Origin of the sequence: Aulosira sp. FACHB-615 (assembly GCF_014698045.1) — a bacterium.
In the GTDB taxonomy this organism is placed as follows: Bacteria; Cyanobacteriota; Cyanobacteriia; order Cyanobacteriales; family Nostocaceae; genus Nostoc_B.
Genome location: NZ_JACJSE010000016.1, coordinates 65,686 through 80,146, shown reverse-complemented (window position 1 = coordinate 80,146; position 14,461 = coordinate 65,686). Strand labels below are relative to the sequence as shown.

Genomic DNA, 14,461 nt, shown 5'->3' with positions numbered 1-14,461 from the left:
AAAAGAGTCTCTTGTATCAACTACAAATTGGTATAGCCATAGCCAAGGTAGTTAAGACATTCGTCAATGATCAAATCTAGATAGCAAATGTCACCGTTCGACTAAAGCTCACGGCAAAAGCCTGTTACCTGTCCCCTACTATGTATGTTATGCTTTTTCGCTCCATGCTCCAGCATCGTAACTAATAACGGCGCTTTGGGAGTCACGGGCTAAAAGGCCGTCTTCCATTTCGACAATCCGATCAGCTATGTCTAAAATCCGGTTGTCGTGTGTTACTAACAAAATGGAAGTTCCTTGTTCTTTGGCGAGACGCTGCATAATTTCTACAACATCACGCCCTGATTGTTTATCTAAGGCGGCAGTTGGTTCGTCTGCTAACACTAGTGGCGGATTGTTCACTAGGGCGCGAGCGATCGCAACTCTTTGTTTTTGTCCCCCAGATAAGTTATCAGGATAGTAATTAACTCGGTTCTTTAAGCCAACAGCAGTTAGCATGGTTTCTGCTTTGGCGATCGCATCATTTTGACTGACTTTATCATTCAGTTCTACCGCCATTTGGACATTTTGCCGCGCAGTTAAAAATCCTAGTAAGTTGTGCGCCTGAAAAATATAGCCAATGTTACGCCGAATTTGTACTAGTTGAGTTTGGCTAGAGCCGAATAATTCTACACCCAAAAATTTTAAATTACCTTCTTGGACAGACCTTAAACCGCCAATCAAACTCAGTAATGTTGTTTTACCTGAGCCAGAAGGGCCTGTCATAATCACAATTTCTCCTGGATAAATTTCCAGGTTAATGTCAAATAAAATCTGTCTTTTTAGTGAGCCTTTGCCATAGTAATGATTCAGATTTTTAATGGCAATTACAGGTTCTTGTCTCATGTTCAGTTGTTGTTTAGAAGTTGATAATTGCTTCTCGGAACTCTAGAGCCTGTCTGCAAATTATGAGTAAGAATTCAGGAGTCAGAATTCAGAATTCAGCATCATAAATCAATCAAGAGTTTGCCAGATGAAAGTTTTGATAGTCTTATAGTATTAGTTATCAAACTCTTATTAACTTTGGCTTCTGGATTCTGTATTCTAAGTTCTTACAGTTATAGTGACAGTTTAAGCATTAAATATATATCATTTTGATAATAAAAACTGATTGCTTGCTACATATTTATCAAAATGATTTAGAAAATATCAGCCGGGTCAGCAGAACGTAACTTGCGTACAGCGATCGCACCAGATATAAAACACATAATCATGGTTAATATTAATACCGAAACTGCTCTGTCAAAAGTCATAAAAATTGGTAAAAGTGTAGCATCTTTGGCTTTTTGATACATTAAAATTGTAAAAAATAATCCAGGTAAATATCCCAAACAAGCTAATAATAAAGCTTCTTGTAAAATCACTGTTAACAAATATTTTTGTGTATAGCCTATAGCTTTTAAAGTTGCATATTCGGATAAATGGTCGGACACTTCTGTATAAAGAATTTGGTACACAATTACAGTCCCGACAATAAAACCCATAATTGTTCCTAAACTGAAAATAAAGCCAATGGCTGTACTACTTGCCCAATAATGACGTTCAAAATCGATAAAATCTTGTTTAGTCAATACATTCACATCTTGGGGTAAATATTGGCGTAAATCTTTCGCTACAGCCTGAACATCTGCTCCTGGCTTGACTTTAATTACGCCAATATCAATTAAGCCTTGCTGACGGGTATTAAAGATACGTAAAAAATTAACATCGCTGGTAATTAAGTTACCATCCGCACCAAAAGATGTGCCTAAAGTAAACAATCCGACTACTTTAATTTTGCGTCTTCTGAGTTCGGCAGTGACAGTTTTACCTTGATCAAAATCAGAGGCGATCGGCCCATACTCCTGCCTAGAAGAACGGTCAAATAAAACTACATCAGGTAGCTTTAATCTGTCGAGATTTTCAGAAACTCCAGGTAAATTAAATAAATTAACTTCCGGGTTAATGCCAAACACAAGTAAAGTACGTGACCGCCCTGTGACTGGATTTTTCCAAGCAGTGTAATCTAAATATATGGGATGTACTGATTGTACTGTTGGCAAATCCAAAGCTTTATATAACCGCCGTTGCGAAAAGCTTTTCATAGACAAAATCGCATTAGATTGGCGGTTAATTAAAACAATGTCACCATTTAAACTACTATGTAACTGCACGTTACTGTAATAAAGTGCATCTCGGAAACCGAGTTGGGTAAACATCAAAATATCAGCAAAAGCAATCCCAGCTAAAGCTACGGCTAATCGCGTTTTATCTCGCGTCATTTGTAGCCAAGCGAGAGGTATTTTTTGAATCATGTTATTTATCAATGGTCTTCTGGAATGAATCAGATTAGTAACTGTTCATCTGATCAATGTGTATTTTCACAAGCTAGGGCGGTAGTCAGATATGTGAGGAAATTTTGAAAGCTGGAATGCCAGGAATAATCAAACTTTTACCTCCTGCCTCACTTCGACTACGCTCAGTGAACACCTGCCTGGTTGGTGAGCGAAGCCGAACCACTGCCTCCTACTACTTAATTAGAAGCTGATGGGTTATTAATTTCAACCAGAACTTTGGCATTAGTTAAGCCAGAAACTTTACTGCTATCTTCTGGAGAGATGGCAATTTTAACTTCTACAACTCTGGCATCAACATCAGCAGCCGGATCATTATTCAACACATCTTTTTTACCGACTTTTCTGCCAATTTCAGCCACAGTTCCTTTTAATTCACCTTCAAAAGCGCCATTATCACTACTGACAGCAACACTTTGACCAATCCGAACTTTACTAATACTATCTTCTGGAACTTCTGCAACCACCATCATTTGCTCAGTTTGACCAATTTCAGCAATACCATTGGGGCTGATGGCTTCGCCTGACTTGGTGTAAATTTTTAAAATTTCTCCAGAAGTTGGTGCTTGAACGTAGCTTAATCGCAGTTCTGCATCGGCTTGTCTCACAGTAGCGATCGCATTACTAACTTGTGCTTGCGCCATTTGAACATTCGTCGGATCAACTTCTATCAATCTCTTGAGTCTGGCTCGTTCTTCGTCGAGTTGTCTTTGTAAAGTGGCTACAGTTTTGTCACGGGTGACTCTAGCTTCAATTAGTTGCTGTTGTAAGCTGGTTAAGGTTTTGACTTGGTTCGCCCTAGCTTCTGCAACTTGTTGACGCAAAGTTGCGATCGCTTGTCGCAAAGTAGCCTGACTTTCCACTACCTGCTGTTGAGCTGTAACCGCACTCAGTCGCCGTCTATCTCGTTCTTGCTGCGAGATAGCACCTTGGCGATAGAGAAAATCATAACGTCCAGCATCAACTTGAGCATTACGCTGTTCGGCTTGGATACGTGTCAAAGTGGCTCTTAAGCTATCACTTTGTCCGCGCAATTCTGCTTCCAAGCGATCGACTGTCGCCTGTTGAGCTAGTTTTTCTGCACTCAACTGCGATGCAATTCTAGTAATGGATGCTTGTTGAGCATCCCTCTCACCGCGTAACTGAGCTTCTAGTCGAGCAATTACCGCTTGTTGCGCTTGTACATCTCTAGGTGAACCCACTCGAATTTGGGCTAAATTAGCACGCGCTTCTAGTAATTTGGCTTTTGCTTGTTCGACATTGGCTAACTGAGTGTCATGATTGTCTAAAAGGGCAATCACTTGTCCTTTTCTCACCTGTTCTCCTTCGCGGACAAACAGTTGCTTCACTCGTGATGCAGATTGTAATCCGGCTGCTGGTGCAGAAAGTTTAATCACTTCACCGCGTGGTTCTAAACGCCCTACTGCACTAATAGTGTTAGCAACTGGTCTGACTGGTACAGATGAGTTAATCTTTTTCAATTGCTCAACTTTAGCTGTAGTTAGTAACCCCGCAGCGATTACTATTGGTAAGGCTACAGCGATGCCCCACCAAATCTTAGGTTGTTCTGGATCAAGTATTGGTGGCCTTGATCTTGGCTTCTCAGTCACCCTTGACATGGTTGTTGCCTGTTTATTTAAAAATGTGCTGATGGATATAAAAAAGTATGAGACGTAGTAGAGATTTGATAAATTACCTCTACTAAATACCCTCTGAAATTTGATGCCAATTAATACTTAGAGCCACAACTTTGACATCATGGCGCTAATAGTAGGTAGCGTTTATCTCATTAATTTTCAGTAGTGGTAGAGCAAAATTAATGGGACAAACTACTAGTTATTCAATAGATGCAACAATCAAGACAATTGCTAATGTGTAATTAAAATATCAATGAGAATCCACCGCTTTGAAAAGCAACCCCGGTTCAGTTGGAAACTCAATCTTTATCAGAAACTTAATTATGAACTAGCAATTACAAATTTTCAATCAATTTTCTCAAATAGCGCATCCCTAACATTACAGTTTCCTTAAACTTGTAGTCAACTAATTATTAGGTTTGTTAACTTTGAACTCATTGGTAAATTCGCTCCACAGATGCTACAGCTATGGTTAAACTCCATTAAACTATTGTCATAGCAAGAGGCAGTGGTTCGACTGCGCTCACCAACCAGAGGTAGGAGGTAGAAGCATTAGTATTCTTTCAGCATTTGTATGTTCAAAATTTCCTAATCTATATGCTTCTTGCTATAACTAAATTCTACATTTATCAGTTGCAGGAAAACGTAACAGAATCTACAGATGCGGCAGGGGAAGAAAGTCTGAAGTGTGTAGATGGGTTTTGCTCTGCTTCGTCAAATGTAGTATAAAATTTAGGACTTACGCAGACTCTACGATTTCTTGGCGTTCTCGGCGACTTGGCGGTTCGATAAATTAAGCTTTTTGAGAATTTTTGCGTAAGTCCTGAAATTTTTTCCTTCTGTTTCCTAATTTCTACCTCCTGAGTTGAAAGTGCTGAGTGCTGAGTTCTAAGTGCTGAGTAAAAATACGAGTCCCACTTTCATACAAAGCTTGTGAAACTTGTTTCATCGGGACTGCTTTTTACACATAACAAATGACAAAGAACAAATGACTCAGGACTTATTCTGGTAAATCAAATAATACTGTCGTCATATAATTATCTGCCCATTCTTGCCCAAAGGCTTTTTCTAGGACGCGGCGGGTTTTATCGTTTTGTTGTTGTTTGGTACAGTAGTTGCGTTGTCCAGCGATAATTTCCTGAGTTTGTTCGGGAGAAATTGGACTAGCTGCGATCGCTTGGGTACAATGTACTTCTAAAAAGTCCTGCACACGTTCCAAGAACATCGCTTCTTCTTCTGGGGAACTAGGACGGATAAACAAGCAAAATTCCGAGAAGATGTGACCCCATTCTGGTAATTCTCGCGGTTGGGAAAATTCTATTGTTGTCAGTGCGGTGAGTTGATTTGTATAGGAAACTGGCAAGGTCAAGTCTAAGTGTACCGGAGATAAATCGGCGATCGCTGCACTAATTTGCCCTCTACCACCAACTAAATCGCAACCAAACATCGGTAAGTCATATTCTGGACGCGGAAACATCACGCAATGCAAAATATCCAGCATATTTCCCACCTTCGCCAGTTCTAAGTGCATTTTGCGAAACTGTGGTGTTTGATAGCAGCGATTTTCAATTGTCAGTTTTTCACCCTCTAATCGACCTTCCACATATCCCAACTCTGCTGGTAAATGGTAAGGCGACAGTTCTAAATGCTTGTGCCAAGCCGCCTCGATGCTATCAGCTAACTGCCGAATTAGGGGATGTTGTTGTTCACGGAGTGAGGGAGTTGAAGTAAATGACATATTCTCATCAGAAATGCTATCTAAGGCCAGTCTACAGCCAGCCGTGCCACTTCTATTCTGCCGCGCAACATTAAGCAAACTGTTACATATAGTTACGTAAAGTTATAAGACATTGACTTTTCAAATGAATTACTTATTTTGTAGTCTTAGTTACAGAATTATTTTGATTTTCATTCATCAGGGAGTCTTCGGTTATGCAAATTAATACTCAAAGACCAAATTGTGCTGTCCCAGCAGTTAGACAAAACCTAGCTTGGTTAAGCAAAGCCTATAGTCAAAATTCCCTCAAGTCATGTCAACCTGCTGTCTGGGTGCGCCTTGTCGAACCTCTTAGCCCATACAGCTATGATGAAGCATTGTTACTTTGCCAAGTTTCTGCCGATGAGTGGTTAGCTTGGGTTCCAGATCATGGGGAAGTGACATTGCGTCTTAGTCAAGGGTCAATAGTTTAGGACTTACGCAAAAACTCTCAATTTCAGAAGACTTGGCGTAAGTCCCGTTGTGATGAGTTAATTTATTGCCAAAAATCAGTGGCTTCATATCCCAGTTCTGCCAACATCTGCCGCAGCAAAGGTAAACTGAGACCGATGACATTACTGTGACAGCCTGCTATTTTCTCAACAAATAAACTACCAAAACCTTCCAAAGCAAAAGCACCAGCACATTTGAGAGGTTCGCCAGTAGCGACATAAGCTTGGATTGCGCGATCGCTCATGGTTGCAAAATAAACCCTCGTCACCTGACACTTAACCAAAGTCCGGTTTTGGGCAGTGTCAATCAACACATGACCTGTGTATAAGTCGCCTATATTACCCTGCATAAATTGCCAACGAGCGATCGCTTCTGCTGCATCTGCTGGTTTGCCATGAATCTTACCATCAATAGCCAAAACCGAATCACAGCCCATAATTAAAGCTGATGGAAACTGTGGTGCGATCGTTTCTGCCTTACGTTGAGCTAAAACCTGCACTAACTCACCAGGATCACTCAGTTGAATTTGTGACTCATCAAAATCACTGGGTATAACTATCGGTTCAATCCCAACCGTTTGCAGCAAACGCCGACGTGCAGGAGAAGCAGAAGCCAATACAAATTGAGGAATATTTATTGTCATTGGTCAATGGTCATTTGTTCTTTGTCATTTGTCATTTTGCCTCCCCTGTCTCCCTCCCTACTCCCCACTCCCTAATTAATAATTAATACACGGTGAAAGAATCGACAACATTTTCCATCGTCCGTTTCACCTTTGTCCAACGTTTTTCAGGAATGGAGGCGTTAAAGGTAAACAGTTTGCCACGACTAACAGCAACACTAGCGATGTTATGTCGTTGCTGAGAATTTGGGAGTTTGACTAAATACTCTAATATATAGTAGGTTTTGCCTTCATTATCCTTTTCTCGCGCATCAACTAATTCGGCTGTGCGACCAGAATCTGGAGGTGCAAGGGCCGCTTTGCCAAGTTTATAACCAACTTCTGTGGGAGCGCCCAATTCTTTTAAGGTTTTACCTTCAGGAACCGGACTAATCACGACAGAAACATTTTCCGAGATTTCTATCAAATCATGAAATACGATATCAGGGCCATTGGCAACTTTCACAGATAGCCAGCCATTAGGGTATAAAAACTGATAACCATCAGCAGTATCTACATAGCTTTTAAATCCAGCCGCAGCAGCTACACCAGGATTAATCAAGCTAAAGCTCAACATTAATAAGCAAATAATTGCAATTTTTTTCCACATTGTTAGAGATTCCTTTGGCGGGAAGTAACAAAAATTAAACATTATGTATCGTTTTTATTGTCCCACCAACGGGGTCGCTTCATCTCGTCATTGGTGATGAGTCATTTGTCAAAAATTAAACAATTTGCAAAACCAAAAGTGTCATATCATCAGTGTTTTGCCTATCAGTACCAATAAACTGCTGAACTTGGTTAAATAAATAATCCACGATTTCTTCTGGCCCGTTGCAATAGCGACAAGCGGCGCTGAAGGCTGCTACAAAGTTTTCTTCATCGAAGCGATCGCCACTAGCCGCCGCCGCATCCGTCAGTCCATCTGTATAATAAATTACAGTATCTCCAGGTTCTAACTGTGCCTGGGCATCTTCATATTGACTGTTAGCATCTAAACCAATCAGCATCCCCAAAGTATCTAAGCGGCTAACTGTTTTTGTGGCTGCGTGCCACCACAAAGGCGGATTGTGTGCAGCATTACTGTAAGATAAAATCCGATTTCTGGGATTGTACTCAGAATAAAACAACGTCACAAAGCGGTGGGAATTTTCCAAATCCGCATACATCACTCGATTCAAATTTTGCAAAATCCCCGCCGGGGAATTGCCATGTAAGACTTCGCCTCTCAGCATTCCCCGCATCATCGTCATAATTAATCCGGCGGGAACACCTTTCCCCATCACATCCCCAATCACAAAACCCCAACGGCTATTTTCTGGAGATACTCTATTGATTAACTGCAACTGGTTATGATTGGTGGGAATAAAGTCGTAATAATCACCACCCACACGATTAGCAGGTTTACAACGTGCTGCTAGTGATACACCAGGAATATTCGGACATTGACGCGGTAAAAGTCGGCGTTGAATTTCTGCCCCAATTTCTAATTCTTGGTCTAGGCGTTCTTTTTTCCGCAGTTCTACAGCTAGTTCGTCGTTTTCAATTGCTACTGCTGTTTGGTCTGCAACCAAGCGCACTAGCTTTTGTCTGGTTTCTGTCCAGCTATAGTCAGGGTCACGACTTAAAACGTAGAGCCAGCCGCGTTCTGTATGCTTAACTAAAATTGCCGTGCCGAATATTTGCACATCAGGCCCCAAATAGCGGTGCATCTGATCATCTAATATACCGGTGGAACTCGCCAAAGGTGTGCTGTTGGGCAGTAATGTAACTTGACTACTGGCTGTTTCTAAAGCTTTGCGAATATTTTTGCGCTGGCGACTATCCTGCCAGTGGAGTTGCTCTAACCTAACTTGACCGTTAGGCTTGTAGAGAAATAAAGCACTACCATCAGCATCTGTCACCCTTGTGGCCATCAAGGGAATCAGTTCTAAAAACTGATTTAAATTGTTGAAGCTTCTGAGGGCAAATCCTAAAGAACTCAGCAAATCTTGAATTTTGTTCTGTTCTCGATGCAACCTTGCCACAAGTTCTTTTAGTGCTACGACTGGTGTGACATCCGTCGCGGCACTATTATTACCATCAGTAGGTTGAAAGGGTACTTGAGACACAGGCACAGATAATATCCAGTTAAGAGTAGTAGATTTTCAATTGATTAATAACTCTTTGCGGCAAAATATTGCTAAATCATATTGAGACAAGATAAGTCAATTTAGCAAGAGTAGAAAGACGTAAGCGAGAGCGATAAAAAACTATAGCATTCGCTGATTTTATTTCTACCTAAATCCAGATACATAAATTTCATGTGTTTTTACGCAAAAGCTGATGAGTATAAATCAGTAAATACCTCCATTGCTGAGAAAATTCTCACGCTCACGGCAGTCAATTAGCAAATCATACATCATGAAACATAAAATTCCTTAATTAATTGATTAATTATTTTTGCCAATTTTTGAGATTTTTTCTTGTCTCAGAGAAATATTCAGATACTGAAATAAACCATAACTTAAAATTTTCAGGGAAAATATCACTTTAACTGGATCAGCTAGAGCATTTTTCTAACTTTTAATTTACCTTTAGAGAATATTTGTCAGTTTTTCTGGAAATTCACTTCAATATATATACTCCTAAATTTGGACAAGCTGATTTGCTGATAACAATAGGCTTTTGCTAACTTACCAACGAACTTACTTGAGCTTTTTTGTTTTTTTCAGTATTTATAGCAGTTCTCAATTGGGTTTACAAGGTTGGGACTGGCGCAAAAAGATTACTGGTTGAGAATGGGTGTAGGGGTGTAAGGGTATAAGGGTTTTGCATACCTAGACCCCTACACCCTTCTTACATACCTGACTTTTGCGTTTGTCCCATACAGATTTAGCCACTCAAGAGAGCTTCAACAAACTCGTAGCTAGAAAATGGGCGTAAGTCTTCAATTCCTTCACCAGCCCCAATAAAGCGAATTGGTAAACCTAATTGTTGGACTACAGCCAATGCGACACCACCTTTGGCGGTACCATCCAATTTGGTTAATACTACGCCACTCAGTTGGGCCGCTTGGGAAAATACTTCGGCTTGGCGCAAACCATTTTGACCAAGGGTAGCATCTAAAACTAATAGAGATTCGATTTTGGCGTTTGGGGCTTTTTTGTCGATGATGCGGCGAACTTTTGTGAGTTCATCCATTAAGTTCTTTTTATTTTGCAATCTTCCCGCAGTATCAACTAATAATAATTCTGTGTTGCGTGCTTGGGCGGCTGCGATCGCATCAAACACCACGGCGGCGGGGTCTGTATTTTTACCAGGGTTGGCAATGACTTCTACACCACTTCTGTTTCCCCAAACCTTGACTTGTTCGACAGCCGCCGCCCTAAAAGTATCTGCTGCGCCAATCAAACATCTGTAGCCAGATTTTTGAGCTAAATGGGCAATTTTACCGATGGTTGTGGTTTTGCCAGCGCCATTTACACCAGTAATTAACCAAATATTTAAATTGTCTTTATCTGGGGCAAAGCTGGTTTTCTCAGATTTGCGAATAGGCTCCTCTAACATATCCCGTAAGATTTGTTTTAAGTAAGCGATCGCTTCTTCTGGAGGTGTAACTTCTTCCCGCAGTTTTTGTTGTAAAGCACTGATAATATAATCTGTGGCTTCTACACCCACATCAGCTTGTAACAATACAGATTCAATTTCGGTTACTGCTGCTTGGTTGAGTGGCCCTTGTCCAACAATGGCTTTTAGTTGATTGACGATGTTCCGCCGGGTTTTGTCTAATCCTTGGCGTAACTTTTTCAGCCAAGTGATTTCTTCAATCGAAATGTCTTCTGCACGTCTACCTTGAGCCGCCAATAATTCTGCTGACCAGACAAACCCTTCATCAAATGCCAAATCTAGTATTTCTGCGGCAGTTGCTTCACTCACACTTGCTGGCTGTACCTCTGGTTGTGTAACTTCAATGGCACTAGCTATTAAGCGTTCTTGCTTGGCTTGCCGTTCTGCTGCTGCCCGTTCTAAAAAAGATAATGCAGCCGTCTCGGTGGCCTGAGTTTCTTGTGATGTTACTTCTTCCGTACTGGCTGTAATTTCTGTTTCTGTAACAGCTACTTCCTCAACAGTAGTTGCTACTTCTGGTTGTGGTGTTTCGACAGTTGCCGCAGGTTCTTGGCTGGGAGTTGTGACCTCTTGTGAATCTGCGGCTATCGTGTCTGTTGGGGCTGGTTCTCCAGTTTCTATTTGTTGTTTTTGCTGGATATTTTTATAGGCAGCTTTAGCAAACGCCAACAAATCTGCGGCCGAATCCGGTGCAGTTTCTGGGTTAGTATTTGATGTTTCGGTTGCCTCTGGTTCGGTTACAGGTGTGGGAGTATTTTCTGCCTCTTGGTTTTCAGAGGGAGTAGCAGAAGAATCGTTATATTGACGACGAAACCAATTAAAAGCCATTGCTGCTAACAGTGTTAGTTGTGATTTAAGTTAGGAGTTATGAGTTCGTAAGTTAAGAGTTTAATAGAATTTGTTACTCTTCCCTGTGGTGAAATCCTCCGGGATATCCTCACCTCTCAATTTCGGGTTACTGGGAGGGGGTAATTCATCCCTCACAAGTACCTGACTTCTCCTCACCTTCAACTCACAACTTAGCATTCAGAATGGTTACAAAGTTAGGATAAAACACTAGGAAGTTTTTTTTGTTCTGTGAATCGCCGCAGCACTCCATTAATAAATCGATGACCTTCATCGCCACTGTAGCGTTTGGCTAACAAAACAGCTTCGTTGATGGCTACGCTGTCAGGCAAGTTTAAAAATGTCATTTCAGCTACAGCGATACGGAGAATGTCGCGGTCAATTTGAGCTAGACGGTTGACTTGCCAATCTACCAAAGCCGCCGATATTTGTTCATCAATCAAGATCCGATGCTCATTCACGGTTTTGACAATTTGAATGGCATATCTGCCAACTTCTCTGTCTTGGTTGGCGAGTTGAATTAATTCGGGAAACTCAACTGCTGCGCCAAGTTGATTGATGGCGGTTTGGGTATAAGAGATCGCTTCTTGTAGCATGGTTCTCGCAGTATTCATATCAGCAGCGCGAGTTTGGCTAGTTAATAGGCGATCGTTACTGCGTTGCAATTCCGCCGCAGCGTTGTCTAAGGTATCTTGCACTTCTGCCCTTAAGGTACGCACGGTTGCTAATACCAATTTAGGCAGATGTTCTTCGGTGAGTTTTTTAGGGTTGACTGGCAGCTGGCTGAGACTTAACAGCGCCAGTTCACGAGCGATTTGTTGGGGTTTGCGGTCTTGCATGGAAGTGAGTGCCTAAGCACTGAATTAGGGTGAAAATTTAATTGATTGCTACAAAGCCAGACATTCATAATATCTATTTACTTGTGTCTTTGCCGGATAAATTTTATATTTCCTCGACGGAAATTACTGAATGTTTTGATTCCCTGGTTAAACTCGCTAAATTTTGTTCTTTGCCTAAAACTAGCGGGGGTAAGGGCGTATTCGGTGCCACAATTCCACCAGAGACAATCACTTTAAAAGCATCTTCGATTGACATTGAAAGATTGATCACATCTTCTTCTGGTACTACTGCATACCATCCTGTAGTCGGGTTGGGTGTCGTTGGGATGAAAATGCTCAACATTGGGCGAGGCATTTGGGATTGAATTTCATTGGCGATCGCACCTGTAACAAATGCGATCGCCCAAATGCCTTGTCTGGGATACTCAACTAAAACCACACGGCGAAATTTGCCTGGAGAATCTTTAAGTAAAGTCTCTAACAGTTGTTTTAAGGTTTTATATACCTGTCCCGCTAAGGGAATTGCCTGTAATACTCGCTCACCAAAATCTAATAACCATCTCCCAGCAATATTCCGAGCCATTAACCCAATTAACAAAATACTTAACAGTGGTACTGCTAAACCCACAGCTAAATTTAGTATATTTACTAAAATTGGGTGTAGCCCATCAAAGGGATTGAGTTGTTTGGGAACTTGGGTAAGGAAGTCGATTACCCAATTAGCGATCGTGATTGTGAGCCAGATGGTGGTTGCTAGGGGGATAACCACTAACAATCCTGCTATCAGGTCATTTTTCAAGTCCTGCTTTAAGCGATCGATTACCAAACTTAGTTTCTCCTTTTCTTGGCTAGTGAAACTCTAGATAAGCGGAAATTCATACCAGCAACCGCCCAAGGTTAGAAGGCTGTACTAGTAATATTTTTTACCCTGTTCTATTTTAGAAAGCTGTCACTAAATAGCTTTTATCTTGATAATATGCTGTTCAGACCAGAAAAGTATTGATTTTTCGCTAGTTCGATGTTGAATACAGAAAGATATAGCTAACTACCGATAGTTCTTCCATCTGTGAGGATGTTACTTTTCTTTGTACAGCTTGTAAATGAATGTTGCAAATATTTTAATTATTACTAATACTACCGCGATCGCTCAAAATCTGACTATGTTTCTGAAACCTATGTATGACAACTAAAAATCCACTTGTAACTAGTTTAGAACTAAGCTGCAAGTAAAGGATGTTTTTCTGAAAAACTTTTGTTATAAATTTTAATAAAACAGAAGACTCCGGTTTGATTTCCGAAATTTAAAGGGGTGTGGGTATTCAAAACCCTTACACCCTCAATACCCAATCTCCACAGAAAATCTTGGTGTGTAAGTCCTTTTTTACCCTTCTCCAGCAGTTTGTGTAGCGACAACCTTGCTTTTCTCAGTTTGGGATAGTGTTTCAGCTAAGGTAGGTGTAGGTAGATGCTGCATTTCCCAGACTTTCAGCAAAATTAGGTACTCATAAAAAGCTTGCAAAGTACACCAAGCCATCCCAGCGCGACCATCTAAACAGCCACCTAACAGAAAATACATATAAAGAAAACGCAAAAAAGGTCTAGCTGGTAAACGCAAAGACAAGTCTTTTAAAGCACGCCGTCTTTCTACCTCAGTTTTGCCAAAAAATAAATCTCGCCAAACAACTGTGCCATTTTCTAGTTGATGTACTGTTTCTTTGGCTTCATCGGTAGAATAACGATTATGTTTTTCAATCCAACGGCTCAAACCTTTACTGCAAGTGTAATGAGGGTAAGTTTCCTTGATAAAGCTAGTAGCACCATCACATACTTCTCGTTCTGTGTGACCATAGTCTGTAAACCAGACCTTACCGTGGCGGAAAAGACGCATCTGATAACGGGGATATTGGGTGCTATAGCGAATCCAACGATTCATAAACATTACCCGTTCAGCAACGTAGTAACCAATGTAATCTGGGTTATGTGTGGCTTGTGTGCATTCCGCAAATAACTCTGGTGTCATCCGTTCATCAGCTTCCAGAATATAAACCCACTCATATTTCGGGGGTAGAGATTCTAGCATCCAAGTGCGTTGACGACCGTGGCTTTCAAAAGCGTGCTGCACAACCCGTACAGGATAGCGACTGGCAATTTCCACAGTGCGATCGCTACTGCACGAATCCACAACTATAATGTCATCCGAAAGCATTGCCGACTCAATACAAGGTGCAATATCTAGTTCTTCGTTATATGTCAGTATGTAAATTGAGAACATTTGCAGATTTTATAGCGAT

Annotated in this window: 12 protein-coding genes; 1 reads left to right on the top strand and 11 read right to left on the bottom strand. The window is 41.0% G+C overall.

What is annotated here, in order from left to right:
- Window positions 1-147 precede the first annotated feature (147 nt).
- The 4 genes from H6G77_RS22480 to H6G77_RS22465 all read right to left on the bottom strand — a co-directional run bounded on the left by H6G77_RS22480 (window position 148) and on the right by H6G77_RS22465 (window position 5,744).
- A complete protein-coding gene (locus H6G77_RS22480) occupies window positions 148-882 on the bottom strand; it encodes a DevA family ABC transporter ATP-binding protein (protein WP_190588669.1) in 735 nt (244 codons plus the stop codon).
- Between the two features lie 293 nt (window positions 883-1,175).
- Complete coding sequence (devC, locus tag H6G77_RS22475; protein ID WP_190588668.1) at window positions 1,176-2,330, bottom strand: ABC transporter permease DevC; 1,155 nt, start codon at window positions 2,328-2,330, stop codon at window positions 1,176-1,178.
- Between the two features lie 218 nt (window positions 2,331-2,548).
- Window positions 2,549-3,988 (bottom strand): HlyD family efflux transporter periplasmic adaptor subunit, encoded by a 1,440-nt coding sequence (locus tag H6G77_RS22470; RefSeq protein ID WP_190588667.1) that lies wholly within the window; start codon window positions 3,986-3,988, stop codon window positions 2,549-2,551.
- 1,018 nt (window positions 3,989-5,006) lie between these two features.
- On the bottom strand, window positions 5,007-5,744 hold the full coding sequence (locus tag H6G77_RS22465; protein ID WP_190872779.1) for a phycocyanobilin:ferredoxin oxidoreductase: 738 nt from the start codon (window positions 5,742-5,744) through the stop codon (window positions 5,007-5,009).
- 194 nt (window positions 5,745-5,938) lie between these two features.
- Between H6G77_RS22465 and H6G77_RS22460 the strand changes: the two genes are divergently transcribed.
- Entirely contained in the window at window positions 5,939-6,196 is a 258-nt protein-coding gene (locus H6G77_RS22460; RefSeq protein ID WP_190588665.1) for a hypothetical protein, read from the top strand.
- A 62-nt stretch (window positions 6,197-6,258) separates the two neighbouring features.
- Here H6G77_RS22460 and H6G77_RS22455 read toward each other — a convergent pair whose 3' ends face one another.
- The 7 genes from H6G77_RS22455 to H6G77_RS22425 all read right to left on the bottom strand — a co-directional run bounded on the left by H6G77_RS22455 (window position 6,259) and on the right by H6G77_RS22425 (window position 14,442).
- Entirely contained in the window at window positions 6,259-6,852 is a 594-nt protein-coding gene (locus tag H6G77_RS22455) for a nucleoside triphosphate pyrophosphatase (protein ID WP_190588894.1), read from the bottom strand.
- Between the two features lie 88 nt (window positions 6,853-6,940).
- The gene (psbP, locus tag H6G77_RS22450) at window positions 6,941-7,486 is read right to left on the bottom strand and encodes a photosystem II reaction center PsbP (protein ID WP_190588664.1); all 546 of its coding nucleotides are present in this window, start codon (window positions 7,484-7,486) and stop codon (window positions 6,941-6,943) included.
- Between the two features lie 115 nt (window positions 7,487-7,601).
- Window positions 7,602-8,993, bottom strand: coding sequence for a SpoIIE family protein phosphatase (locus H6G77_RS22445; protein WP_190588663.1), 1,392 nt, complete (start codon window positions 8,991-8,993; stop codon window positions 7,602-7,604).
- 757 nt (window positions 8,994-9,750) lie between these two features.
- On the bottom strand, window positions 9,751-11,313 hold the full coding sequence (ftsY, locus tag H6G77_RS22440) for a signal recognition particle-docking protein FtsY (protein WP_190872778.1): 1,563 nt from the start codon (window positions 11,311-11,313) through the stop codon (window positions 9,751-9,753).
- Window positions 11,314-11,528: 215 nt separating this feature from the next.
- A complete protein-coding gene (gene nusB / locus H6G77_RS22435; protein WP_190588661.1) occupies window positions 11,529-12,170 on the bottom strand; it encodes a transcription antitermination factor NusB in 642 nt (213 codons plus the stop codon).
- Window positions 12,171-12,273: 103 nt separating this feature from the next.
- Window positions 12,274-12,996: a DUF502 domain-containing protein gene (locus H6G77_RS22430; RefSeq protein ID WP_190588660.1), complete on the bottom strand. Its 723-nt coding sequence runs from the start codon at window positions 12,994-12,996 to the stop codon at window positions 12,274-12,276.
- A gap of 555 nt (window positions 12,997-13,551) precedes the next feature.
- Complete coding sequence (locus tag H6G77_RS22425) at window positions 13,552-14,442, bottom strand: glycosyltransferase family 2 protein (protein WP_190674521.1); 891 nt, start codon at window positions 14,440-14,442, stop codon at window positions 13,552-13,554.
- Between the last annotated feature and the right edge of the window lie 19 nt (window positions 14,443-14,461).

What these genes read in the sequence shown, in the direction of transcription:
- H6G77_RS22480 (WP_190588669.1), bottom strand. Translation starts at nt 882, where the DNA reads ATGAGACAAGAACCTGTAATTGCCATTAAAAATCTGAATCATTACTAT.
- devC (WP_190588668.1), bottom strand. Translation starts at nt 2,330, where the DNA reads ATGATTCAAAAAATACCTCTCGCTTGGCTACAAATGACGCGAGATAAA.
- H6G77_RS22470 (WP_190588667.1), bottom strand. Translation starts at nt 3,988, where the DNA reads ATGTCAAGGGTGACTGAGAAGCCAAGATCAAGGCCACCAATACTTGAT.
- H6G77_RS22465 (WP_190872779.1), bottom strand. Translation starts at nt 5,744, where the DNA reads ATGTCATTTACTTCAACTCCCTCACTCCGTGAACAACAACATCCCCTA.
- H6G77_RS22460 (WP_190588665.1), top strand. Translation starts at nt 5,939, where the DNA reads ATGCAAATTAATACTCAAAGACCAAATTGTGCTGTCCCAGCAGTTAGA.
- psbP (WP_190588664.1), bottom strand. Translation starts at nt 7,486, where the DNA reads ATGTGGAAAAAAATTGCAATTATTTGCTTATTAATGTTGAGCTTTAGC.
- ftsY (WP_190872778.1), bottom strand. Translation starts at nt 11,313, where the DNA reads ATGGCTTTTAATTGGTTTCGTCGTCAATATAACGATTCTTCTGCTACT.
- nusB (WP_190588661.1), bottom strand. Translation starts at nt 12,170, where the DNA reads ATGCAAGACCGCAAACCCCAACAAATCGCTCGTGAACTGGCGCTGTTA.
- H6G77_RS22425 (WP_190674521.1), bottom strand. Translation starts at nt 14,442, where the DNA reads ATGTTCTCAATTTACATACTGACATATAACGAAGAACTAGATATTGCA.